The sequence below is a fragment of the Falsiroseomonas sp. genome (assembly GCF_051859025.1).
GTDB lineage: Bacteria > Pseudomonadota > Alphaproteobacteria > Acetobacterales > Acetobacteraceae > Falsiroseomonas.
Map to the genome: position 1 here is coordinate 112300 of NZ_JBHYGL010000023.1, position 21442 is coordinate 133741.

Annotated in this window: 20 protein-coding genes; 9 read left to right on the forward strand and 11 right to left on the reverse strand. The window is 71.3% G+C overall.

Features of this window, described 5'->3' with window-relative positions; all coding sequences use genetic code 11:
* Positions 1-651, reverse strand: a complete 651-nt coding sequence (gene maiA, locus ACTIE5_RS18695) for a maleylacetoacetate isomerase (RefSeq protein WP_439551224.1) — start codon at positions 649-651, stop codon at positions 1-3.
* Positions 652-703: 52 nt separating this feature from the next.
* Positions 704-1432 carry a GntR family transcriptional regulator gene (locus ACTIE5_RS18700; RefSeq protein ID WP_439551225.1) on the reverse strand — a complete coding sequence of 243 codons (729 nt, stop codon included), beginning with the start codon at positions 1430-1432 and terminating at the stop codon, positions 704-706.
* Between the two features lie 129 nt (positions 1433-1561).
* On the opposite strand from ACTIE5_RS18700, the gene ACTIE5_RS18705 reads away from it, so the two are divergent.
* The 7 genes from ACTIE5_RS18705 (at position 1562) to ACTIE5_RS18735 (ending at position 7889) form a co-directional block, all read left to right on the forward strand.
* Positions 1562-2581 (forward strand): ABC transporter substrate-binding protein, encoded by a 1020-nt coding sequence (locus ACTIE5_RS18705; protein ID WP_439551226.1) that lies wholly within the window; start codon positions 1562-1564, stop codon positions 2579-2581.
* A gap of 8 nt (positions 2582-2589) precedes the next feature.
* Positions 2590-4020 carry a dihydropyrimidinase gene (gene hydA, locus ACTIE5_RS18710; RefSeq protein ID WP_439551227.1) on the forward strand — a complete coding sequence of 477 codons (1431 nt, stop codon included), beginning with the start codon at positions 2590-2592 and terminating at the stop codon, positions 4018-4020.
* Entirely contained in the window at positions 4011-4787 is a 777-nt protein-coding gene (locus ACTIE5_RS18715; RefSeq protein ID WP_439551228.1) for an SDR family oxidoreductase, read from the forward strand. The genes hydA and ACTIE5_RS18715 overlap by 10 nt, the downstream gene beginning before the upstream one ends.
* On the forward strand, positions 4780-5538 hold the full coding sequence (locus tag ACTIE5_RS18720) for a D-glutamate cyclase family protein (RefSeq protein WP_439551229.1): 759 nt from the start codon (positions 4780-4782) through the stop codon (positions 5536-5538). Before ACTIE5_RS18715 ends, ACTIE5_RS18720 begins: the two co-directional genes overlap by 8 nt.
* A 17-nt stretch (positions 5539-5555) precedes the next feature.
* Complete coding sequence (locus ACTIE5_RS18725) at positions 5556-5966, forward strand: GlcG/HbpS family heme-binding protein (protein ID WP_439551230.1); 411 nt, start codon at positions 5556-5558, stop codon at positions 5964-5966.
* A 62-nt stretch (positions 5967-6028) separates the two neighbouring features.
* On the forward strand, positions 6029-7021 hold the full coding sequence (locus ACTIE5_RS18730) for a Bug family tripartite tricarboxylate transporter substrate binding protein (protein ID WP_439551231.1): 993 nt from the start codon (positions 6029-6031) through the stop codon (positions 7019-7021).
* Positions 7005-7889 (forward strand): NAD-dependent epimerase/dehydratase family protein, encoded by an 885-nt coding sequence (locus tag ACTIE5_RS18735; RefSeq protein ID WP_439551232.1) that lies wholly within the window; start codon positions 7005-7007, stop codon positions 7887-7889. Before ACTIE5_RS18730 ends, ACTIE5_RS18735 begins: the two co-directional genes overlap by 17 nt.
* Before the next feature lie 241 nt (positions 7890-8130).
* Here ACTIE5_RS18735 and ACTIE5_RS18740 read toward each other — a convergent pair whose 3' ends face one another.
* The 8 genes from ACTIE5_RS18740 to ACTIE5_RS18775 all read right to left on the reverse strand — a co-directional run bounded on the left by ACTIE5_RS18740 (position 8131) and on the right by ACTIE5_RS18775 (position 17634).
* Positions 8131-9939, reverse strand: coding sequence for a heparinase II/III domain-containing protein (locus ACTIE5_RS18740; RefSeq protein ID WP_439551233.1), 1809 nt, complete (start codon positions 9937-9939; stop codon positions 8131-8133).
* A 9-nt stretch (positions 9940-9948) separates the two neighbouring features.
* Positions 9949-10917: a Bug family tripartite tricarboxylate transporter substrate binding protein gene (locus ACTIE5_RS18745; RefSeq protein WP_439551234.1), complete on the reverse strand. Its 969-nt coding sequence runs from the start codon at positions 10915-10917 to the stop codon at positions 9949-9951.
* The gene (locus ACTIE5_RS18750; protein ID WP_439551235.1) at positions 10914-11744 is read right to left on the reverse strand and encodes an aspartate/glutamate racemase family protein; all 831 of its coding nucleotides are present in this window, start codon (positions 11742-11744) and stop codon (positions 10914-10916) included. Before ACTIE5_RS18750 ends, ACTIE5_RS18745 begins: the two co-directional genes overlap by 4 nt.
* Positions 11745-11829: 85 nt before the next feature.
* Positions 11830-12804 (reverse strand): Bug family tripartite tricarboxylate transporter substrate binding protein, encoded by a 975-nt coding sequence (locus tag ACTIE5_RS18755; protein WP_439551236.1) that lies wholly within the window; start codon positions 12802-12804, stop codon positions 11830-11832.
* 31 nt (positions 12805-12835) lie between these two features.
* On the reverse strand, positions 12836-13612 hold the full coding sequence (locus tag ACTIE5_RS18760) for an enoyl-CoA hydratase/isomerase family protein (protein WP_439551237.1): 777 nt from the start codon (positions 13610-13612) through the stop codon (positions 12836-12838).
* Positions 13609-14769: an acyl-CoA dehydrogenase family protein gene (locus tag ACTIE5_RS18765; protein WP_439551238.1), complete on the reverse strand. Its 1161-nt coding sequence runs from the start codon at positions 14767-14769 to the stop codon at positions 13609-13611. The genes ACTIE5_RS18760 and ACTIE5_RS18765 overlap by 4 nt, the downstream gene beginning before the upstream one ends.
* Complete coding sequence (locus ACTIE5_RS18770) at positions 14741-15460, reverse strand: enoyl-CoA hydratase/isomerase family protein (RefSeq protein ID WP_439551239.1); 720 nt, start codon at positions 15458-15460, stop codon at positions 14741-14743. Before ACTIE5_RS18770 ends, ACTIE5_RS18765 begins: the two co-directional genes overlap by 29 nt.
* On the reverse strand, positions 15457-17634 hold the full coding sequence (locus tag ACTIE5_RS18775) for an acetate--CoA ligase family protein (RefSeq protein ID WP_439551240.1): 2178 nt from the start codon (positions 17632-17634) through the stop codon (positions 15457-15459). The genes ACTIE5_RS18770 and ACTIE5_RS18775 overlap by 4 nt, the downstream gene beginning before the upstream one ends.
* 79 nt (positions 17635-17713) lie before the next feature.
* Between ACTIE5_RS18775 and ACTIE5_RS18780 the strand changes: the two genes are divergently transcribed.
* Positions 17714-18466 carry an IclR family transcriptional regulator gene (locus ACTIE5_RS18780; RefSeq protein ID WP_439551241.1) on the forward strand — a complete coding sequence of 251 codons (753 nt, stop codon included), beginning with the start codon at positions 17714-17716 and terminating at the stop codon, positions 18464-18466.
* Positions 18467-18484: 18 nt separating this feature from the next.
* On the opposite strand, the gene ACTIE5_RS18785 is transcribed toward ACTIE5_RS18780, so the two are convergent.
* Positions 18485-20173, reverse strand: coding sequence for a methyl-accepting chemotaxis protein (locus ACTIE5_RS18785; RefSeq protein ID WP_439551242.1), 1689 nt, complete (start codon positions 20171-20173; stop codon positions 18485-18487).
* 398 nt (positions 20174-20571) lie between these two features.
* On the opposite strand from ACTIE5_RS18785, the gene ACTIE5_RS18790 reads away from it, so the two are divergent.
* Complete coding sequence (locus ACTIE5_RS18790; RefSeq protein WP_439551243.1) at positions 20572-21387, forward strand: universal stress protein; 816 nt, start codon at positions 20572-20574, stop codon at positions 21385-21387.
* Positions 21388-21442: the final 55 nt, after the last annotated feature.

The window sequence follows — 21442 nt, forward strand, 5'->3', positions numbered from 1 at the left end:
CTACTCCGCATCCGGCTGCCGGTCGGGCGCTGATTGCTCGAAAGCGGGCAGCGCCATGCAGGCGGCTTCGATGCGAAGGATGGTGGGGTAGGGTGACAGGTCCGTGCCGAAGCGCCGCGCATTGCCGAGTTGCGGCACGAGGCACAGATCTGCCAGCCCGGGCGCATCGCCATGGCAGAAGATACCTGTTTCGGCTTCCGTCGCCAGGCGTTGCTCCAGCGCGGCCAGGCCGCCCGTGATCCAGTGGCGCGCGAAGGCGTCCACCGTCGGCCCTTCCTGCCCCAGTTCGCGCTTGAGATAGGCCAGCACGCGAAGGTTCTGGATGGGATGGATGTCGCAGGCGATGATCTGCGCCAGCGATCGCACGCGGGCGCGCGCCCAGGGATCGGCGGGCAGCAGCGCCGCGCCCGGCTGCGTCTCCTCCAGCCATTCGATGATGGCCAGCGATTGCGTCAGCACGCCCTGTCCTGGCACTTCCAGCGCCGGCACCAGACCCTGCGGATTCTTGGCCATGAAATCCGGTGACCGCTGTTCACCGCGCCGCAGGTGCCGCGCCACCTGCGCGTAGCCGACCCCCTTCAGGTTGAGCGCGATGCGCACGCGCCAGGCGGCGGAGGAACGGAAGAAACCCTGCAGCAACAGCCCATCCATCCCGGCATCCCCCTTGTGTGCCCACAACCTCCCACGGAATGCCGCGGCCCCGTCAAGAGGGGCGAGCGAGCATGAGGCGGATGTCGATGCCCTCCACTGGCGGGCGGTCCAGCCGCAGGCCGCGCTCGATGTCGCTCAGGTGCTTCTGCATCAACGTCACGGCGGCGCGATGACGCCGGGCGCGCATCAGCGCCACCAGCTCCCCATGGTCGTCATGCCAGCAGGCAAGGCCGGTGCGGTCCTCATACAGCGCCACCACCAGGCTGGTGCGCGCGACCAGCAGATGGACCTGTTCCTCCAGGATCGGGTTGCCGGACAGGCGGGCGAGCAGGGTGTGGAAGCCACCGGACAGGCGGATCGCCTCCCGCATTTTGCCCGCACGGCGCAGGCGGTGCTCCTCGGCCAGGTTCTCCAGCAGCAGGGCGGCGTCGCCTGGGTCGCCGCGCCGGGCCACGGCCTCCACGCAGCCGCCCTCGATCGCGCGGCGGGCGGCGAAGATGGCGCGGGCTTCCTCCGCATCCGGGGCGGCGACGAAGACGCCGCGGTTGGGGGGCGCCACCGCCAGGCGTTCCCAGACCAGGCGCTTCAGCGCGTCATTGATGGCGCGGCGACCGATATCGAAGGTCTCGACCAGCGATTGCTCGGTCAGCTTGGCGCCGGGTGGCAGGCGCTGGTCCACGATCGCCTCGAACAGATAGGCGTGGACGGCCTCGGCATCGTCCGCCTTCGGGCGGTTGGCGGCGTGGATGACGCCCACCAGGCGATGCGGGTCGCCGGCCATCTGCCGCTCCTTCGCGCAGGGGATTGCGCACAATCCTGCGCGGGATCGGGTTTTGGGGCAATCCGGGAGCCATCGGGGGCTGGCATGGCGGTTGCTGAACGATCCTCGCCATCCCGAGGAGCATCCGCCATGACGACCCGCCGTTCCCTGCTGCTCGCCACCCCCGCCATCCTGGCCGCCGGCACCGTCCGCGCGCAGGCGCCGCTGGAGGTGAAGGTCTCCCTCGCCGCGCCCTTTGATGGATCGAACGCCGCCTTCTTCCTGGCGGAGGAACGCGGGTGGTTCCGCGAGGCCGGGCTGCGCTGCAGCTTCGACAGTAGCGGTGGATCGGGTGAGGCGGTGACGCGCGTCGGTTCCGGCACCTATGAATTCGGCATCGGCGACATCAACGTGCTGCTGGAATTCAACGCCCGGAACCCGGCCTCCGCCGCGCGCTGCGTCTACATGGTCTATTACCGCAGCCCGCTTTCCGCGGCATCCTTCCCGCGCGCCGGCATCAATGAGGCGCGGGACCTCGCGGGCAAGCGCATCGGCGCGGCGCTGACGGACGGCGCCTTCCGCATCTTCCCCGCCTTCGCGGCGACCGCGGGCATCGATGCGAGCACGGTGCGCTGGCAGTATGGCGACCTGCGCCTGCGGGAAGCCTTCCTGATGCGGGGCGACGTGGACGCCATCCTCGGCTTCGACAGCACCATGTATTTCGGCCTGGTCCGCGCGGGCGCGAGGCCGGAGGACATCCGCTTCCAGTATTTCGCCGATAGCGGCCTGCCGCTCTATGGCAACGGCATCCTGGCGTCGAAGCGGATGCTGGAGACGAACCCCGAGGCCGTGCGCCGCTTCACCGCCGCGGCCGCCCGTGGCTGGCAGGCCGCCGCCGCCGATCCCGCCGCCGCCATCGCCGCGCTGCGCCGGAGGGAGCCGCTGACCGATGTGGCGCTGGAGACGGAGAAGCTGCGCTGGCTCATCACCAAGCAGATGACGACGGAGGAAAGCCGCGCCGATGGCATGGGCGGCGTGCGCGCGGACCGGTTCGCAACCTCCGTCGCCACCGTCTCCCGCGCCTTCGGCCTGACCGCGCTGATCGCGCCGGGTGATGTCTTCGATCCGTCCTTCCTGCCCTCGATGGACATCCGCCGCCTGCCGGCATAGCCAAGCGCATGACCCGCTTCGATACCGTGATCCGCGGTGGTACCGTTGCCACCGCGGCCGATGTCTTCCGCGCCGATATCGGCATCCTCGATGGCCGCATCGCCGCCATTGCGGAGCGCCTGGGCGATGCGGAGCGCAGCATCGATGCCACCGGCCGCCTGGTACTGCCCGGTGGCATCGACGCGCATGTGCATATCGACCAGGTCCAGGCACCTGGCCTTGCTTCCGCCGGTGCGCGCATGGCGGATGGGTTCCTGTCCGGCACGCGCAGCGCGGCCTTCGGGGGCACCACCTGCACGCTATCCTTCGCCGTGCAGCATCGCGGCGCGTCGCTGCGCGCGGCGGTGGAGGATTACCACCGCCGGGCGGAGGGCAACGCCTTCCTCGACTACAGCTTCCACCTGGTGCTGGCGGACCCGCGGGCGGAGGTGCTGGGCCAGGAACTGCCCGCGCTGGTGGCGCGGGGGCACCGCAGCCTCAAGGTCTACATGACCTATGAGGCGATGCGGCTGTCCGATACGCAGATCCTGGATGTGCTGGAGGTCGCCCGCGAACAGCGCGCGGTGGTGCTGGTGCATGCGGAGAATCACGAGATCATCGGCTGGCTGGCGGATCGGTTGGAGCGGCGCGGCCAGACGGCGCCGCGCTTCCACGCCACCTCGCGCCCGCTGCCCGTCGAACGCGAAGCGACCCATCGCGCGCTGACGCTGGGCGAAATCGCCGGCGTCCCCCTCGTCATCGTCCATGTATCCGGCGCCGAGCCACTCGAGGAAATCCGGAGAGCGCGGGCGCGGGGCGTAACGGTGATCGCGGAGACCTGCCCCCAGTATCTCACGCTGACGGAACAGGACCTCGACCAGCCGGACATGCTGGGCGCCAAGGTCATGTGCAGTCCGCCGCCGCGCGATACCGCATCCCAGGCCGCCTGCTGGCGGGGGATCGAGGACGGAACCTTCGAGCTGTTCAACAGCGACCACGCGCCCTACCGCTTCGACGGGGAGGGCAAGCTGCGCGCGGGGCCGTCCGCGCCCTTCCGCAAGGTCTCCAACGGTGTGCCGGGGCTGGCCACGCGCCTGCCGATCCTGTTCAGCGAGGGCGTGGTCACCGGCCGCATCAGCCTGCCGCGCTTCGTGGCGCTGACGGCGGCGAACAACGCCGCTGTCTATGGCCTCGACCGCAAGGGGCGGATCGCGATCGGCGCCGATGCCGACATCGCCATCTGGGACCCGGAGCGCCGCGTGACCATCACCAACGACCTGCTGCACCACGATGTCGACTATACGCCGTGGGAGGGCATGTCCGTGACGGGATGGCCCGAACGGGTGCTGTCCCGGGGGGAGATGATCGTGGAGCACGGCGAGTTGCGGGCGAAGCCAGGGCGAGGGCGCTTCATCGAACAATCCGTCTCCTCCGCCTTCGGACCCCGGTCATGGACCTAGGCATCCGGGGGCGTCGGGCGCTGGTGCTCGGCGGCAATCGCGGCATGGGGCTGGCGATCGCGCAGGCCCTGGCGGCGGAGGGGGCGCGCATCGCCATCGCGGCGCGGGACCCGGCGGCCACCGCGCAGGCCGTGGCGGCGCTGGGGGAGGGCGCGGCAGGCTTCGCGCTGGATCTGATGGACACCGCGGGCCTCGACGCCTTCGCGGCGCGGGTGAACGCCGATTTCGGCGCGCCGGAGATCCTGGTGAACAATACCGGCGGCCCGGCCTATGGCGGCGCCGCGGGGCGCGATCCGAAGGACTGGACGGAAGCCTTCCAGGGCATGGCGCTGGCGGTCTATCGGCTGACGGATCTGTTCCTGCCCGCGATGCGCGACGCGGGATGGGGGCGCGTGCTGACCGTTGTCTCCACCGGGGCGGTGCAGCCGCTGCCGGTTCTCGGCATCTCCAACGCCATCCGTGCCGGCATCATCGCCTGGTCCAAGACGCTGTCGGCGGAGGTCGCCAGGCAGGGTGTCACGGTGAACATCCTGATGCCCGGCCGCGTCGGCACCGAACGCGTCCACCTGACCGATGCCGCGGCCGCGGCGCGGGAAGGGATCAGCCAGGATGAGGTCCGCTCCCGGTCCTGGGCGCAGATACCGATGGGCCGCTATGCGCGGCCGGAGGAGGTCGCGGCCATGGCGGCCTTTGCTTGTTCCGCCTCCGCATCCTATGTCACGGGCACGGTGTTGCGCGTGGATGGGGGCTTCGTAAGACATGTCTGAATCCGGGCTGGCCTTTCGCCAGCTTGTGCGGGGCGGGTATCGCGGTCTCAGCGTGGGCCGCGCCCGTGGTCATGTTCAGGCCAATCTGGTGGTGCTGCCGGCGGATGCGGCGAAGGAATTCGTTCGCTTCTGCGAGGAGAATCCGGCGGCCTGCCCGCTGCTGGCCGTCAGCAGGAAGGGTGATCCGCGGCTGCCGGAACTGGGCCTGGACCTCGATGTGCGGACCGACCTGCCGGGCTACATGCTCTACCGCGACGGCGTGGCGACGCCGGTCGAGCATCTGATGGCGGCCTGGCGCAAGGACATGGTGGCGGTCGCCATCGGCTGCTGGTTCGGCGCGGAAGCCGCGCTGGTCCGCGCCGGCATCCGGATGCGGCATGTCGAGCTCGGCATCCAGGGGCCGCTGTTCCGGACCTGGATCCCGGCCGTGCCGGCGGGGCGCTTCGGCGGCAACCTCGTCGTCTCCATGCGGCCCTTTGCGCAGGAGGATGTGCGCCGCGTCTCCTTCATCACGGGGCGGCTGCCGCGCAGCCATGGCGCGCCGGTGCATCGCGGCCACGCCGCCCATCTCGGCATCCTCGATGTCCAGAAGCCGGATTGGGGGGAGGTGCTGCTGCCCGAACCCGGGGAGGAATGCCTGTTCTGGGCCTGCGGGCTGACGGCGCTGACGGCGCTCGAAGCCTCCGGCCTGCCCTACTACGCCACCCATGCGCCGGGCTGCATGCTGGTGACGGATCTGCCCGAGGGATAGACGATGGGAGAGAATTCATGGCGCTGACCCGCACCGCGACGAAGCTGACGCATGAGGCCGCGATCGCGCTGATCCGCGCCGCCGCGGACCACGCGACCTCGATGGGCCAGCCGCAATGCATCGCGGTGGTGGATGAGGGCTGCAACCTGCTGTCCTTCATCCGCATGGACGGCGCCCGCGTGCTGTCCATCGAATCCGCGCGCCGCAAGGCGGAGACCGCGGCCTCCACCGGGCGGGCCACGGGCGGGATGGGGCCGGACCTGGAGATCAAGCTGGCCATCGCGACGGATGGACGGATGACGAACCTAAAGGGTGGCGTGCCGATCATCATCGATGGCGCGGTGGTGGGCGGCATCGGCGTGGGCTCGGGCACCGGGGACCAGGACAAGGAAGTGGCCGAGGCCGCCATCAAGGCCGTGTTCGGGTAGCCCTTGCGGGCGCGGCGCGGCTTCGCCAGGGTGCGGCCCAACGCCAATCCCCGGGAGGAACCATGCTGTCGCGCCGCCGCCTGATCGCCGGAACGGGCCTCGCCGCCCTTGCTTGTCCGCCCTTGGCTACGCCTGCCCTGGCCCAGGGCGCCTGGGTGCCGCCGCGGCCCGTGACGCTGGTGGTACCCTATCCCGCCGGCGGGCCGACCGACCTGATCGCCCGCATGATGGCGCAGGAATTCTCGGCCGATCTCGGCCAGCCCATGGTGGTGGAGAATGTGGGCGGCGGCGCCGGTTCCATCGGCACCAGGCGCGTGGCGCAGGGGGTGAAGGACGGCACGCAGCTGGTCTTCGGCACCAACCAGACGCACGCCACCAACATCTCCCTCATCCCGCAGGGCGGCGGCTACCACCCCATCAATGACTTCACGCCGATCGCGCTGCTGGTGGACCTTCAGCACATCCTGGTGGTGAAGAACGACCTGCCGGCGCGGACCATGCCAGAGTTTCTCGACCTGCTGCGGGCCCAGCCGGGGAAGCTGAGCTGCGGATCGACGGGCCAGGGATCGGCGGCGCATCTGGCGCTGGAACTGTTCCGCGCGCGGACGGGCCTGCAGATGAACCACGTCGCCTACCGGGGCTCTGCGCCGCTGATGCAGGACCTGCTCGGCGGGCATATCGACGCCAGCTTCGCCACCACCCCCACGGTGCTGGCCCAGGTGCAGGCCGGGCGGGTGCGGGCGCTGGCCGTCGCCTCCCCCAACCGGTCGCCGCACCTCCCCGAACTGCCGACCCTGGCGCAGGCCGGCGTGCAGGGCGTGGAGGCCGATGCCTGGCTCGCCTTCTTCGCCCCCACGGGCGTGCCGGAGGCCGCGGTCGCGCGCTACCGGGCGCTGGCCGCCCAGGCCATGCGGAAGGAGAGCGTGCGCGCGGAGTGCATCCGGCTCGGCATGTCGCCCAATCTGAGGGAGGGCGCGGCCTTCGTTGCCTTCCTGGCGGAGGATGTGCAGCGCTGGGCGGAGGTCGTGCGCAGCGCGAATGTCACGGCCGAATAGCGTCCTCGTCACCGGCGGCGCCGGCTTCCTTGGCGGCTGCATCGCGCAGGCGCTGGAGCGATCCGGCGCCCGCGTGACGCGCTTCGACCGGGCGGCCGCGCCGGGTGTCGTGGCGGGCGATGTCGGCCGCATCGCGGAGGCCTTCCCGCCCGGCACGCGCTTCGACGCCGTCATCCACGCCGCCGCCATCACCACCCAGGCGAGCGAGGCCGATCCCGACGCGGCCTGGGCCATCAATGTGGAGGGCACGCGCGCCGCGCTGCGCTTCGCGGGCGGCGCGCGCTTCGTGCTGCTCTCCTCCATCGGCGTCTTCGGGGGCGGGGAGGCCGAGCCGGATGAGGCCAGCCCGCCGCGCCCGGCCTCCACCTACGGCATGACCAAGACGGTGGCGGAGGCGCTGCTGGCGGACACCACCCGGCGTGGCGATGCCGATGCGGTGGTGCTGCGGCTGCCGATCTCCGTCCTGCGCACGACGCGGATCGGCCCGCCCGGCGCGGGCTTCATCAGCGACCTGGTGGCCCATGCCAGGCGGGGCGCGCGCTTCACGGCGCCGCTGGCCCCGGACCACGCGCTGCCGATCGCGAGCGTGCGGGCCGGGGTGGCGCTGGCCCGCCGCGCCGCGCTGGCGGCGGACCTGCCGGCGCGGCTGCTGCATGTGCCGTCCCTGGCCGTCAGCGCCGCTGTGGCGATCGCGGCGCTGGAAGCCGAGGACGTGGCGGCAAGCGGCCTGGTGGATTTCGCGCCCGATCCGGTGGTGGAGCGCCTGGTGGCGGGGTGGCCGCGACGGCTGGCGACGCGGTTTCCGGACTTCTCCGCTGACCTGGCGGATGCGGATTTCGGCGCCATCCTGCGGAGTGTGACTTTTTAGACACTAAAGACGTTGAGCGTTTTCCTAATTTTTGAGGAAATCCGCATGAGTCCCGCAATAAATTGATATCATTAGATTTGTTGCCGGCCGCCTAAAGTGCATTTAGGTCTTTTAGTCGTTTTAGCACCTTTAGAAGGGTCTCTTCCGCCCCCGGCGCTGGCCGGATCGCGCAGCGCATGGACGTGGCGCTTTATATATGGAACATAACACGAACATAGAGGCTGATCCAGCGCTTTTGCGGTCACGCCCATTCCGCCAGCGGTCGCCGCACCGCCGCCAGCCGGTCCTCCGCCATCGGTTCCCCCGGCGCGAAGGCCACCACGATTCGCGGGGCGCCCGTCGCCTCCACCGCGAGGCGCTGCACCCCCGTATTCGGGTTCTCCGGCGGGGGGCGGGCGGCGCTATCCAGGGTGAAGGTCGCGCCGGCGGGTTCCAGGATGCGGGCATGCAGCACGGCGGCGCCTTGGCGCAGCACCGCCGCCCCGCCGGCCAGTTCCACCGTCGCCCTGGTGTGCATCTGCCAACGCAGCCGCCTGCCGGCGCTGCCCGTCACCTCATCCGCCACCACCATCACCCGCCGGTCCAGCAGCGCGATGCCGCGCCGCGCCGTCCCCAGCGCGGGATAGCCGGCGGAGAGGTCCACGACGGCCGCCGCGAAGCCCGGCGTCGACCGGAAGCTGGTGATCGCGGCGCGCGCTGCCACAGGCTGGTCCGCACCATCCACCAGCAGCGTGTTCTGCCCCGCCGTCGCGTTCCGGTAGTAGGTGAAGCGCCGGGCCGCGCTGAAATAGCCGGGCAGGGCGTAGTCATCGGCACCGAGGTCGATGGCGAAGCGCTCGCCGCCGGCCTCCATCACGAAGGTCCCGAGGTCGAGGTTCCCGTGATTGGCGGCGTTGTCGCCGCCCTTGAAGGCGATCCAGCTTGCCGCCCGGTCGCCCCAGGCGCCGCGAAGGCTTGCGACCTCGACATGGCGGAACCGGGCATCGAGGGGCAGGCCGAGCGCCGCCGGCGATTGCCCGCCCGGCTGGTACCACAGCAGCCCGGTGCCGGTGACGGCGGGCGCGCGGCCGATGAGCCAGGCATTGGCGGGGGCCTGGTAGCGCCGCGCCAGCCACATCAGGGCGGGCGTGTTGCGGACCGCCTCGCCCCCATCGGCGAAGTTGAAGACGCGCCCCGTCGGACTTTCCAGGTGCAGGCGGAACTGCCCGGCCTCCGCCAGGCCGGGCAGGGCGGAAAGCCCCTGGTCCGCCCCCAGCGCCGTGTCCAGCGCCGCCAGCAGGAACACCGCGTATTGGGTGGCGTAGTCCCAATAGGCAACGCCTTCGTCCCAGGCGCCATCGGGGGCGTAGGAAGCCAGCGCCGGCCGGGCGGCGGGCAGGGCGAGGGTGAGGATCTCGGCCGCCAGCATCGGCGCATCCTCCGCCACCGCCAGGGCGCCGCAAACCAGGCCCCCCATGCAGACCAGGGCCCAGTTGTGGGTGACGCGCGTCCAGAAGGCGCGGCCGCGGAAGCCGTCCAGCCCGGGGCGCAGGCCCTTGGTGATGATGGCGTCGCGCGCCATGGCGCGGTCGGCCTCGCTCCAGGCGGCGTGGCACCAGTCCAGCGCCAGGGCGAAGGCGGTGGTCATTTCCGCCACATCGAGGAAGTGGCTGGGGTTCCAGTCGGGATAGGCGGCCGCGGCGCGCATCTCGCCCGCCAGGCGGGCGGCGTAGCGGGGATCGGCGGTGAGGAGGAAGGCGACGCCCAGCGCTTCCGTCCGCCGCAGGATTTCCCGCGATGTCGGCAGCAGCACGGGGCGCCGGGCCTCGAAGCGGCGTTCGACGACGGGGCGGGAGAGAAGGCCATCGGCATCGCGCAACAGGGCGGCGCGCCAGCGGCGGCCCGTCTCCTCCGCCGCCAGGCTAGCGGGCAGGGTGGCGAGTTGTTCCGGCGTGGTGAGCAGGCGCGGATGGCCGGGGCGGAGCGTGGCGAGCAGCGCGCTGCCCTGGGCGCAGGCGGGGAGGATCGAGAAGGCTGGCACGGCGAGGGCCGCACGGCGGGTCAGGGCCATGCGGACAGGCTACTCCGGCCGCAGCCCCGCCGCACGAACGGAGTCGCGCCAGCGCTCCAGATCCTCCGCCATCATGGCGGCGAAGGTTTCGGGGCTTTCGGAGGGGGCGGGTTCGTTGCCGGCCTCCACCATCGCGCGGGTGACGGATGGGGTGCGCACCGCGGCGGCGGCGTCCCGGTGCAGCCGCTGGATGATGGCGCGCGGCGTGCCGATCGGCGCCAGGATGCCGTACCAGTTGTCCGCCTGGAAACCGGGATAGGTCTCCGCCACCGTCGGCACATCGGGCATGGCGGCGGCGCGACGGAGGTTGCCGACGGCCAGCGCCCTTGCATTGCCTTGCGTCACCAGCGGCAGCGCGACGCCGATGCCGAGGAAGGCCATGTCGATGCGCCCGGCGATGAGGTCCGTCAGCAGGGGCGCGGCGCCCTGGTAGGGGATGTGCAGCATCTCCACCCCGCCCCGTGCCGCGAGCGTCGCGGCGCTGAGGTGGTTGATGCTGGCGGGGCCGGCGGAGCCGTAGGTCAGCGCGCCGGGGCGGGCTTTTGCCAGCGCGATGAGGGCGGCGAGGTCGCGCGCCGGCAGGTCCTTCCGCACCACCAGCGCGGAGGGCGAGGAGACGAGCTGGCAGACCGGCGCGAAAAGCCGCTGCGGTTCCTGCGCCGCCAACCCCCGCGCCAGCGGGCTGATGGAGACGGGGCCGGGGGAGGCCACCAGCAGCGTGTAGCCATCCGGCGCGGCCTGGCTGACATGCAGCGCACCGATGGTGCCGTTGGCGCCGCCGCGGTTCTCGATGACCACGGGCTGGCCGAGGAGTTCGGCCATGCGGGCGGCGATGGGCCGCGCCGCCAGATCGATCGGCCCGCCCGGCGGCCAGGGAACCACCAGGCGGATGGGGCGGGTGGGGAAGCCATCCTGCGCGCGGGCGATGGATGGTACGAGGATCGCGCTGGCGAGGAGCGCGCGGCGCGGCGTGTTCATTCCAACGCCCCGATGGCCTTCCAGGCCTTGTCCATGCCGTAGAAGCGCATGACGTCCGCCACGCGCGCCGGCGGCGGGCGCCAGTTCTTCTGGCCGTGGCGGCTGCGCGTCAGGCCGAATTGCCGCTTCATGTCCACCATCATCTCCGCCAGCTTGTAGGTGGCGGCGATGCCGTCGATGACGGGGATGTCGTCCACGCGATGGACGCCGTTGGTGGTGAGGAAGACGTTCTGCGGCATCTCGCCGGGGATGATCACATCGCATCCCGTATTCTTCGAGAAGTCGCGTACCGTTTCCTTGAAGCGGCTGATCACCGCATCGGGCGTCGCGAAGCCGCCGAAGATCTCCTTGTAGGAGTATCCCGAGGCGACGGTGCCCGCGAAGCAGGCACCGAGGCCGATGCTGTCGAGAAAATCCTTGATCTCATTACCCAGCTGCGGCGCGAAGCGGGTGATGCCGAAGCGGTAGCCATACATGGTGGCGAGGTGCGCGGCGGCTTCGAGGTAGTTGGCGACGGGGATGTCCACCAGCGCGCGGATTTCCGGCAGCATGACGCCGGACAGGTAGCTCATCACGAAGGCGTCGTAGCCCTGCTGTTCCGCGGCATAGGCCGCCGCCATGGGCTGCGCGCGATGCATCAGCGCCAGCGGGCGGAACTGCAATTCATCGATCGGGTAGTCGGTGGCGTAGGTGCCCTTCAGGATGCCGTGCATCACGATTTCCGTGTCGGGCCGCACGACGGAGGCGAGGTGCTTCTTCGTTGCCGCCGCGTATTCCGGCAGATCCTCGAAGATCACCAGGCCCTGATGCCAGATCTTCATCGCCATGGGATTCTTCCTTTGAAGAACCATCCTGTTCACGCCTCCGGGTGCTCGGCGGCTTCGCCGCCTGCGCCCTGCGGCGACCGGATGGTTATCCGACTTTGATGCCGGTGGCGCGTGCAAGTTCGCCCCAGCGTTGGAGGTCGCTGCGGATCTTCGCGGCGTATTGCGCGGGGGTCGTTGCCTCGATGTCGAAGCCCTGGGCGCGCAGCGTGGCGGTCAGGTCGGGCGCGTGGAGCGCCGCGGCGATGTCCCGGTGCAGGCGATCCACGATGGCGGCCGGTGTGTTGGCGGGGGCCATGACGCCGTACCAGGAATTGACCTCGAAGCCCGGCAGCGTTTCCGCCACCGTCGGCAAATTGGGCAGGCCGCTGGACCGGCGTTCGGTGGAGACGGCGATGGCGCGCAGCGTGCCGGCCTGCATCTGCGCGACGGCACCGGCGAAGTTGATGAAGGCGAAGTGCAGCCGGCCGCCGAGCAGGTCCGTCACCACCGGCGCGGCACCCTGATAGGGCACGTGCAGCAACTGCACGCCGCCCATCATGGCCAGCATCTCACCGGCCAGGTGGGTGGTGCTGGCGGGGCCAACGGAGCCGTAGGAGAGCGCGCCGGGCTGCGCGCGGGCCAGCGCCAGCAATTCCGTCACGCTGTTCGCCGGCACGTCGGGCCGCACCACCAGCACGATGGGGCCGGAGACGAGCTGCGTAACCGGCGCGAAATCGCGCACCGGGTCGAAGGGGACACTCGAGGAAAAATTCGGGCTGATGGCGATGGGCCCGACATGGCTGAAGAACAGCGTGTAGCCATCCGGCGCGGCGCGGGCGACGGCGGCGGCGCCGATGGTGCCGTTGGCGCCGGGGCGGTTTTCCATGACCACGGGCTGGCCGAGGGATTCCGACAGCCGCTGCGCGACGGGCCGCGCCACCACATCCGCGGGCCCGCCCGGCGTCCAGGGATTGATCAGGCGGATGGGGCGGGCGGGCCAGGGGGCCTGCGCCCGGGCGAGGCTGGGCAGGGCGAGCGCGGCGCCCGCGCCGAGCATGAGCCTGCGTGTCGGTCCTGGCATTGCTTTGTTCCTCCCCATTGTCGCCGGCGATTCAGCGGCCGGTGAATTGCGGTTTTCGTTTTTCGCGGAAGGCCCGCGCGGCTTCGAGCCGGTCTTCGGTGTTCAGCAGATGCGTGAGAAGATCGACCTCCAGCCGCATGCCGTCGCGCAGCGGCAGGTCCTGCGCGGCGCGCACGGCTTCCTTGGCGAAGGCCATGGCGGTGGGGGGACGGGCGGCGAGGCGCATCGCCAGCGCCTCCGTCTCCGCCGCCAGGTCGGCGCGGGGCACGACGCGGGTGACGAGGCCGATTTCCCGCGCGCGCCTTCCATCGATGCGGTCGCCCGTGAGGATCATGTCCAGCGCCTGGGCCAGCCCAACCATGCGCGGCAGGCGCTGCGAACCGCCCACGCCGGTCATGATGCCGAGGCCGGTTTCCGGCAGGCCGAAGCTCGCATCCTCCGCCGCGATGCGGATGTCGCAGGCGAGCGCGACTTCGAGGCCGCCGCCCAGGCAGTGGCCATGGATGCTGGCGATGATCGGCTTCTTCGTGTGGTCGAAGGGGCTGATCCAGCTTTCCGGCACGCGGGCCTGGCGGTAGGCGGGTGGGGAGGGAACCTCGACGAATTCCTTGATGTCCGCGCCGGCGCAGAAGGCGCGGTCGCCGGCGCCGCGCACGACCACCACGCGCACATCGGGGTCGGCTTCCGCCGCGCGCATCGCGGCGGCGAGGTCGGCGCGGAGCTGGATGCTCAGGGCGTTCATCGCCTCCGGCCGGTTCAGCGTGATCCAGGCGATGTGGCCGCGGGTCTCCGTGAGGACGGTGCTCATTTCAGCAGATCCCGGGCGATGAGCATGCGCAGCACCTCCGACGCGCCTTCGCCGACGCGGTAGTGGCGGATGTCGCGGTAGAAGCGTTCCACCGGCACGCCGCGCATCAGCCCGGCACCGCCATGGATCTGCACGGCGCGATCGGCGACGCGGCCCACCATCTCACTGCATTGCAGCTTGCAGATGGCCGCCATGGTGCCGAGGTCCTCGCCCGCTGCGGCCTTGCGGAGCGTCTCGTAGAGGAAGGCACGGGAGACCTCGATCTCCGCGTGGCTGTCGGCCAGCATCCACTGGATGGCCTGGCGGTCCGCCAGGCGCTGGCCGAAGGTGCTGCGCTGCTTCGCGTGCTCCATCGACATGGCCAGCAGCCGGTCCGCCGCGCCGACGCAGGCGGCGGAAACGCCGAGGCGACCGTTGCTCAGCGATCCCATCGCGATGGCGAAGCCCTGGCCGGGATCGCCGAGCAGCGCATCATCCGGCACCACGCAGTCGGTGAAGGTGAGTTCGCCGAGCTTGATCGCTTCCGACCCGATGGTGGTGTCGATGCGCGTGACGTCGAAGCCTGGCGTGCCGCGGGGCACGAGGAAGGCGCCGATGCCGCCGCGGGCGCGCTTCGCGGGATCGGTGACGGCCATCACCATGACCACGTCGGCGGCATGGCCGCCGCTGATCCATTGCTTGCGGCCTTCGATCTTCCAGCCGCCTTCGACCTTCGTCGCACGGGTGGTGATGGCGGCGGCGTCCGAACCGGCGCCGGGCTCAGTCAGGCCGAAGGCGGCGCGGAGGCGGCCGGTGGCCAGGCCCTTCAGCCAGCGGTCCTTCTGTGCCGCCGTGCCGTGGCGGGCGATGGCGATGGGCGTCAGGCCGCTGGTCGCGTCCAGCAGCAGGGTGAAGCACCGGTGGCTGCGCGCCACTTCCTCCATCACCAGGCAGTAGGTGGGCAGGTCGGCGCCGCCGCCACCATCCTCCTCCGCCAGCAGCATGCCGAGCCATCCCTGGCCGCGCATCAGGTCCCAGGCGGCGTCGGGGATCTCCCCTTCCGCATCGATGCGGGCGGCGAGGGGTTCGAGCTGGTCGGTGACGAAGCGGCGGATCGGGCCGCGGAGCTCGGCGAGTTCGGGGGAGAGTTCAGTGCGCATCATGGGGACCTGTGGCATGGGCGGCTTCGGCGGCCTGCGCGGCGGCGATGATGCGCGCGCGCAGCGGGGCGTTCAGCCAGCGCTTGTTGGTGGCATAGGCGGTGGCGTCCATCGCGCCGAGCGCGGCGGCGCGGGATTGCGCGGCCTCATCCAGCGCGGCATCGCCATGGACCGCATCGGCGAGGCCCGCGGCTTGCGCGGCCTGCGCATCCATTGGCTGGTTCGCCTGCATCAGCCGATGCGCGGCCTGGCGGCCACCGCGCGCGCCGATGATGGTGATGCCAAGTGGCGAGGGCATGGCCAGCGCGATTTCCGGCATGGCGATGGAGGCGCCGGATTCGAGGAGCACCTCATCCGCCATCAGCGCCAGCATGGCGCCGCCGCCGACGCATTTGCCACGCACCATCGCCACCACGGGCTTCGGGCAATCCAGCACGGCGAGGATGCTGCGGAGCAGGAGGGCGCGGCGGAGCTTCTTCGCCTCCGGCACCGGCAGGCCAAGGTCTTCTCGAAGATCGGCGCCGGCGCTGAAGACGCGGCCGCCGGCGCCCGTCAGCAGCACGGCGCGCGTGGCGCTGTCCGCCGCCGCATCGGCAAGGGAAGCGACCAGCGCATCCTGCATGGCGCGGGATAGCGCGTTGGCGGCCTGGGGGCGGTTGAGGGTGAGGCGGAGGATGCCGGGATCGGCATGGTCGATGAGCAGGGTCATGCCGCAGGGTCCCGCTTCACGACCAGCGCGTCCAGCACCCGGATGCCGGAAGGCAGCGCGGCGATGGGGTTGACGTCGATTTCCTCGACCAGGTCGCCAAGGTCCGTGGCGAGCCAGGAGAAGCGGGCGATGGCCTCCGCCAGCGAAGCGATGTCGCAGGCGGGGGCGCCGCGATGGCCGTGCAGCAGGGGGGCGAGGCGGAGGGTTTCCAGCGCCTCCCGCGCATCTGCCGCGGACAAGGGTGGCAGGCGGAAGGTCACGTCGCGCAGCACCTCCACCAGCGTGCCGCCAAAGCCGATGGTGAGCACGGGGCCGAAGGTGATGTCGCGTGTCAGGCCGAGCAGCATCTCCTGCCCGCCCGACACCATCTCCTGCACCAGCACGCCCTCGATCCGGGCCTGCGGCGCGTGGGCGCGGGCATTGGCGATGATGGTGGCGAAGGCAGCGCGCACGGCATCCGCGCCCCGCAGGCCGAGCAGGACGCCGCCGGCTTCCGTCTTATGGGGGATGTCGGGGGAGAGGATCTTCAGCGCGACAGGGCCACCGATGCGGGCGGCCTGCGCCACCGCTTCATCCGCCGTCGTCGCCACGGCCTCCGCAGGGCCGTGCAGGCCGTAGCAGGCGAGGATGGCGCGGGAGGCTGATTCCGTCAGCGTGCCGCTGGGCGTGGCCTCCAGCAGGCGGCGCGCGGCAGCCTGGTCCATGGCCGCGGGGCGCGCGGGTGGCGCGGTGCGGTCGCGCAGGAAGGCGGCCCAGTCCATGCTGCGCGCCAGCGCCTGGGCGCAGGGAAGGGCGTCGCGGAAGACGGCGTGGCCTTCGCGGATCAGGCCCTCCGGCGTCAGCGTGGGATCGGCGGCGGAGCGGCCGGTCCAGAGGATGGCGACGGGCTTGTCGGAGGCCTCCGACAATGCGGTGACGGAGCGGATGTCGTCATTCGGCGCGATGGTGATGACGGGCACCAGCGCATCCACGGCCGGATCGTCCAGGATCATGGCGGCCGCCTTGGCGAAGGTGTCCTTGGTGCCGATGGCGCCGGCACTGAGGTCGGTCGGGTTGTTCACCGCGGCGAAGCCGGGGATCAGCGTCCGCAGCTTCGCCGCCGTCTCCGTCGCGTAGTCTGGGAAGGCGATGCCGACGCTGGCGGCCTGGTCCGTCAGCGCCACCAGGTTGCCGCCGGAAATCGCCAGGGCGGCGGCGCCATGGCCGGCGGGGCGCTGGCGGCGGCGGAGCAGCATCGCGACCTCATAGAGTTCGCGCGCATCATTCACGCGGATCAGGCCGAGCTGCCGTGCGGCGGCATCGAAGACCGCATCCGATCCGGTGATCGCGCCGGTGTGGGACGCGGCGGCGCGGGCACCGGCCTCCGTCCGGCCGAACTTGATCAGTGCGATGGGCTTTTCCAGCTCCGCCGCGCGCGCTGCCAGAAGGCGGAGCCGCGCGCCGTCGCGGATGCGCTCCGCCAGCATCAGCACCACCTTCGTGTGCGGGTCCTCCAGCATGAAGGCGGCGTAGTCCAGCAGGTCCATATCCGCGTCATTGCCGCTGCTGACCTGGTAGGAGATGCCGAGGCCCATCTCCTGCGCGCGCCACATGACATTGACCTGCGCGGCGCCACCGCTCTGCCCCACCACGCCGATATCGCCGGCGGCGCGGCGCGGGCCGCTGATGGTGGCCGTCGAGGTGAGGGCGAAGCCATCGACGAAGTTGATCATGCCGTTGCAATTCGGCCCCATGATCCGCACGCCGCCCGCGCGCGCCACCCGCACCAGTTCCGCCTGCGCGGCCAGCGTCGCCTCCGTGCCCAGTTCGCCGAAGCCGGAGGAGAAGACGGTGGCGTAGGGGATGCCGAGGCGGCCGCATTCGGCCACCGCATCGATGCAGGCCTTGGCCGGCAGCACGATGCCGACATGGTCGGGGCGCGCGGGCAGGGCGGACAGGTTGGGGAAGCAGGGGCGGCCGAAGACCGTCGGCCGGTTCGGGTTCACCGGGAAGACATCGCCGGCGAAGCCGAAATCCAGCATCTGCCGCAGGCATCGCCCGCCGAACTTGGCCAGATCCTCCGTCGCGCCCAGCAGGGCCACCGCTTTCGGCGCGAAGAAGGGCCGCAGGTCCGGGAAGCCATGCGCGGTCAGGGCGCCGGGTTTGAATTCGCTATGCGGATTGGCTATTTGCATCGTGGGTGGAGCGTCGCGCCGTGGCCGGCCGGCGTCAACCGGCTGCCCATGCGGTGCAGCATTACGGAACGGGGGCGTGGTGGAGGACGGGAAGGACCGGCAATTCGTGACGGCTCTGGCGCGTGGCGTGCAGGTGTTGCGCTGCTTCACCGCGGCAAGGCCGGAACTCGGCACGACGGAAATCGCGGCGATGACGGGGCTCGCGCAGTCCACGGTCTGGCGGCTGTGCCACACGCTGCAGCGGATGGGCGTGCTGGTGGCGGGGCGGGACCCCGGGCGGCTGCGGCCGGGCTTCGGGCTGCTCTCGCTCGGCTATGCCGCGCTTGCCAAGGGCGGCATGGCGGAGGCCGCGCAGCCCGGGATGCAGCGCATCGCGGATCGCTTCGGGGTGCAGCTGTCGCTCGCCACGCGGCAGGACGACATGATGCTGATCGTGGCGCGGGCGGAGGCCCCGACCATCCTGCGCCTGTCCTTCACCGTTGGCGCCACGCTGCCCATTGCCACCACGGCGCTGGGCTGGGCCTGGCTGGCGGGTGTGGACGCGGGCAGGCGCGATGCCGTGCTGGCGCGGCTGGATGCGGGCATGCGGGCGGAGATCGAGGCGGCGCTGGCCCATCATGCGCGGCACGGCTTCGTGCTGAATCTGCGGCGCGCGCATCCCGATGTGAACTCCATCGGCGTGCCGGTGGTATCGCCGGACGGCTCCCGCGTGATGGCGCTGAATTGCGGGGGGGCGGTGTCGGTGGTCACGCCGGACCTGCTGGCGGGGCCGGTGGCGGAGGCGGTGCGGGCGCTGGCGGCGAGCCTGGCGCCGGCGCTGGGGGATGCCTGACGGCATCCCCCGCGCGCGTCAGGCGGCGCGCAGCCCGCTGACCAGCGTGTTCAGTTCCTGCCGCAGCGCCTGGCCCTGATGCGCCACGCGGGCGGTGCTTTCGCGCAGGCTGACCAGCGCGCTGCCGGTTTCATGCACCCCCTCGCCGAGGCGCGTGATGTTGGCCGAAACCTCCTGCGTGCCCTGGGCGGCCTGGGTGACGTTGCGCGCGATTTCCTGCGTCGCGGCGCCCTGTTCCTCCACCGCCGCGGCGATGGCGGTCGCGATCTGGTCCACATCGCCCACGACGCTGGAGATGCCGCGGATGGTGCCGACCGCGCGTTCCGTCGCCGTCTGGATGGCCCCGATCTGGGCGCCGATCTCCTCCGTCGCCTTCGCGGTCTGTGTCGCGAGGGTCTTCACCTCGCTCGCCACCACGGCGAAGCCCTTGCCGGCTTCCCCGGCGCGGGCCGCTTCGATGGTGGCGTTCAGCGCCAGCAGGTTGGTCTGCCCGGCGATGCTGCCGATCAGGCGCACCACGTCGCCGATGCGGATGGCCGCGTCGGACAGGCCGGCGACCTCCCCGTTCGCTGCATCCACATCGTCGGAGGCGCGGCGCGCGGTCTGCGCGGCGCGTGCCACCTGCTGCGCAATTTCATCCACCGAGACCGATAGTTCCTCGGCCGCCGCCGCCACGGCCTGGACATTGGTGGTGGCCTGTTCGGCACCGGCCGCGGCCATGGTGGCGCGCTGGCTGGTCTCATCCGCCGTGGTGGACAGGCGGGCGATGCCCTGTTCCAGCACGGTGGAGGCGCCGGCGAGTTCCTGCATCACCGCACCCAGCTGGCGCTCGACGCGTTCCGCCAGGTCCACTTGCGTCTGCCGGCGCTGCACGTCGGCGGCCAGGCGCGCGGCCTCTGCCTCCTGCTCCAGCGCTCGGGCGCGGAGCGCGGTCAGGCGCAATTCGTCCAACGCGCGGGACATGGCGCCGATCTCGTCGCGCCGGTCGCGGTGCGGCACCTCGATGTCGAGTTCGCCTTTGGCGACCCGGCCCATCAGGGCCGCCGCCGCGTTGACGGGACGCGCGACGCCGATGGTGAGCGTGGCGGCCAGCAGCGCCGCGAGCAGCGCCGCGACCGTCATGCCCGCGACGATGGCGATGCGGGCAGCGTCATGCACCGCATCCGCCCGGGCCGCCGCCTGGTTGCCGCCCTGGAGGTTGTAGTCCGCCACGGCCTGCAGCGCCTGGCGCAGGCGGCCGGAGGCGGCCCGCATCTCCCCGGCATAGAGTGCGGCGGCCTGGGGATCGCCCGAGCGGGATGCGGCGAACAGCCGGTCCTGATAGCCGCGATACTGGCGCCAGGCGGCGATCGCCGTATCGGTCAGGCGCCGGTCTTCCGCATCAATGATGGTGGCTTCGTAGGCGCGCCAGGCGGTGTCGATATCGGCCGCCACGCGCGCCAGGGTCTGTTCCTCACGCTGTTTGTCCGCTGGCGTCTGGGCCAGGACATGCGCGCCTTCGAGCTGCCGGAAGCGGGTGACGGCCTCGGCGATCTGGCCGACATAGCGCGTGCCGGGCAGCCAGTTCTCCCGCAGCTCCGCTGCGGCTTCGTTGACGACGGTCAGGCGGTTCAGGGACCCGAGGCCCAGTCCAATGGTCAGGACAAGCAGCAATCCGAAGGCGGCGGCGAGTTTGCCGCGGATCGACCAGTGAACCAGGAATCGCATCAACGTTTCTCCTACAGGCGAGGCGCGTACCGGTTCCCTCGCCCGCCGCGGAAGGCCGCGACGTCCTGGCCGAACCGGAGCATGGGCCAGCGGCGGCGCCGCGTGACGGGTAAACATACTGTGCTGTTTGTTGTCGAACCGTTAGCGTCCGCCATGCGGTGCCTTCTCCGGCGGGCGCCCGTCCGGGCCTGGCCGGCATCTCCATCGTCGCGGCTGGGAGGAAAAGCGGAAGGCGGAACCGATCCTTCCCGGGTCACGAAGCGCCCTTTGCCCCGCGGATCCGGCAGCGCCGCGACGGTTGACCCAGATCAATGTTGGGTTGTGCCGCACCCGGCAGTCTGCCGCGCATAACGAAGGGCAGGTCAACGAGCCGAGCCCCATAAGCCCGGGAGACTACGATGACGACATCGATGATCACGACGATCGCCGCGCATATCCAGCCCGCGGGTGCGGCGGCGCTGGACGCGATGCTGGAAGCACCCTTCGCGCTGGCTGCTGCGCATGACGCGCATCTCACTATCCTGCTGTTCCAGGGCGACCCCCTGGCGGCGGGGGATGCCGGCGCGGCCGGGGATGAGCGGGAGGAGCAGGCGGCAGCTGGGCATGTGCGCGCCGCCGCCGCGCGCCGCGGCATCCGCTGCGAGGTGCGGTCGCGCAGCAGTTTCGCCTATGGCGTTGGTGAGGTGATGGCGGACCATCTCCGCGTCAGCGACATCGGCCTGCTGTCCCTCGCGGGTTCGACCGGGCCCGGGCGGCGCATGCTGATCGATGCCGCCGTCTTCGAGGGCGGGCGCCCGGTGCTGCTGGTGCCGGCCCAGGCGCGGCTGGCGGTGCCACCCGCGCGGGTCGTCGTGGGTTGGGACGCGACGCCGGCCGCGGTCCGCGCGGTGCAGGGCGCGATGCCCTTCATCCGGGCGGCGGCGGAGACCATCGTCGTCACCGTCAGCGACGACAAGGCGTTGCGGCCGGGCCAGTCGGGCACGGAGCTCTGCCACCTGCTCGCACGCCATGGCGCGCGCGCCAGCGTGGCCAATGTGCCGATGGCCGACCGCGGCGTGCTCCACGCGCTGGCGGCGAAGGCGGCGGAGGTCGAGGGTGCGCTCCTCGTCATGGGCGCCGTCCGCCATGCGCCGATCCGGACCATCCTGTTCGGCAGCGCGACGAGCGAATTGCTGGATTCGGGGCCGCGAGTGCCGGTGCTGATTTCGGCCTGACGGCATCGCGCCAGAATTCATCGTTGCCGGCGCGATGCGCCGGAACGCTTCGCGG

What these genes read in the sequence shown, in the direction of transcription:
- maiA (WP_439551224.1), bottom strand. Translation starts at nt 651, where the DNA reads ATGGATGGGCTGTTGCTGCAGGGTTTCTTCCGTTCCTCCGCCGCCTGG.
- ACTIE5_RS18700 (WP_439551225.1), bottom strand. Translation starts at nt 1,432, where the DNA reads ATGGCCGGCGACCCGCATCGCCTGGTGGGCGTCATCCACGCCGCCAAC.
- ACTIE5_RS18705 (WP_439551226.1), top strand. Translation starts at nt 1,562, where the DNA reads ATGACGACCCGCCGTTCCCTGCTGCTCGCCACCCCCGCCATCCTGGCC.
- hydA (WP_439551227.1), top strand. Translation starts at nt 2,590, where the DNA reads ATGACCCGCTTCGATACCGTGATCCGCGGTGGTACCGTTGCCACCGCG.
- ACTIE5_RS18715 (WP_439551228.1), top strand. Translation starts at nt 4,011, where the DNA reads ATGGACCTAGGCATCCGGGGGCGTCGGGCGCTGGTGCTCGGCGGCAAT.
- ACTIE5_RS18720 (WP_439551229.1), top strand. Translation starts at nt 4,780, where the DNA reads ATGTCTGAATCCGGGCTGGCCTTTCGCCAGCTTGTGCGGGGCGGGTAT.
- ACTIE5_RS18725 (WP_439551230.1), top strand. Translation starts at nt 5,556, where the DNA reads ATGGCGCTGACCCGCACCGCGACGAAGCTGACGCATGAGGCCGCGATC.
- ACTIE5_RS18730 (WP_439551231.1), top strand. Translation starts at nt 6,029, where the DNA reads ATGCTGTCGCGCCGCCGCCTGATCGCCGGAACGGGCCTCGCCGCCCTT.
- ACTIE5_RS18735 (WP_439551232.1), top strand. Translation starts at nt 7,005, where the DNA reads ATGTCACGGCCGAATAGCGTCCTCGTCACCGGCGGCGCCGGCTTCCTT.
- ACTIE5_RS18740 (WP_439551233.1), bottom strand. Translation starts at nt 9,939, where the DNA reads ATGGCCCTGACCCGCCGTGCGGCCCTCGCCGTGCCAGCCTTCTCGATC.
- ACTIE5_RS18745 (WP_439551234.1), bottom strand. Translation starts at nt 10,917, where the DNA reads ATGAACACGCCGCGCCGCGCGCTCCTCGCCAGCGCGATCCTCGTACCA.
- ACTIE5_RS18750 (WP_439551235.1), bottom strand. Translation starts at nt 11,744, where the DNA reads ATGGCGATGAAGATCTGGCATCAGGGCCTGGTGATCTTCGAGGATCTG.
- ACTIE5_RS18755 (WP_439551236.1), bottom strand. Translation starts at nt 12,804, where the DNA reads ATGCCAGGACCGACACGCAGGCTCATGCTCGGCGCGGGCGCCGCGCTC.
- ACTIE5_RS18760 (WP_439551237.1), bottom strand. Translation starts at nt 13,612, where the DNA reads ATGAGCACCGTCCTCACGGAGACCCGCGGCCACATCGCCTGGATCACG.
- ACTIE5_RS18765 (WP_439551238.1), bottom strand. Translation starts at nt 14,769, where the DNA reads ATGCCACAGGTCCCCATGATGCGCACTGAACTCTCCCCCGAACTCGCC.
- ACTIE5_RS18770 (WP_439551239.1), bottom strand. Translation starts at nt 15,460, where the DNA reads ATGACCCTGCTCATCGACCATGCCGATCCCGGCATCCTCCGCCTCACC.
- ACTIE5_RS18775 (WP_439551240.1), bottom strand. Translation starts at nt 17,634, where the DNA reads ATGCAAATAGCCAATCCGCATAGCGAATTCAAACCCGGCGCCCTGACC.
- ACTIE5_RS18785 (WP_439551242.1), bottom strand. Translation starts at nt 20,173, where the DNA reads ATGCGATTCCTGGTTCACTGGTCGATCCGCGGCAAACTCGCCGCCGCC.
- ACTIE5_RS18790 (WP_439551243.1), top strand. Translation starts at nt 20,572, where the DNA reads ATGACGACATCGATGATCACGACGATCGCCGCGCATATCCAGCCCGCG.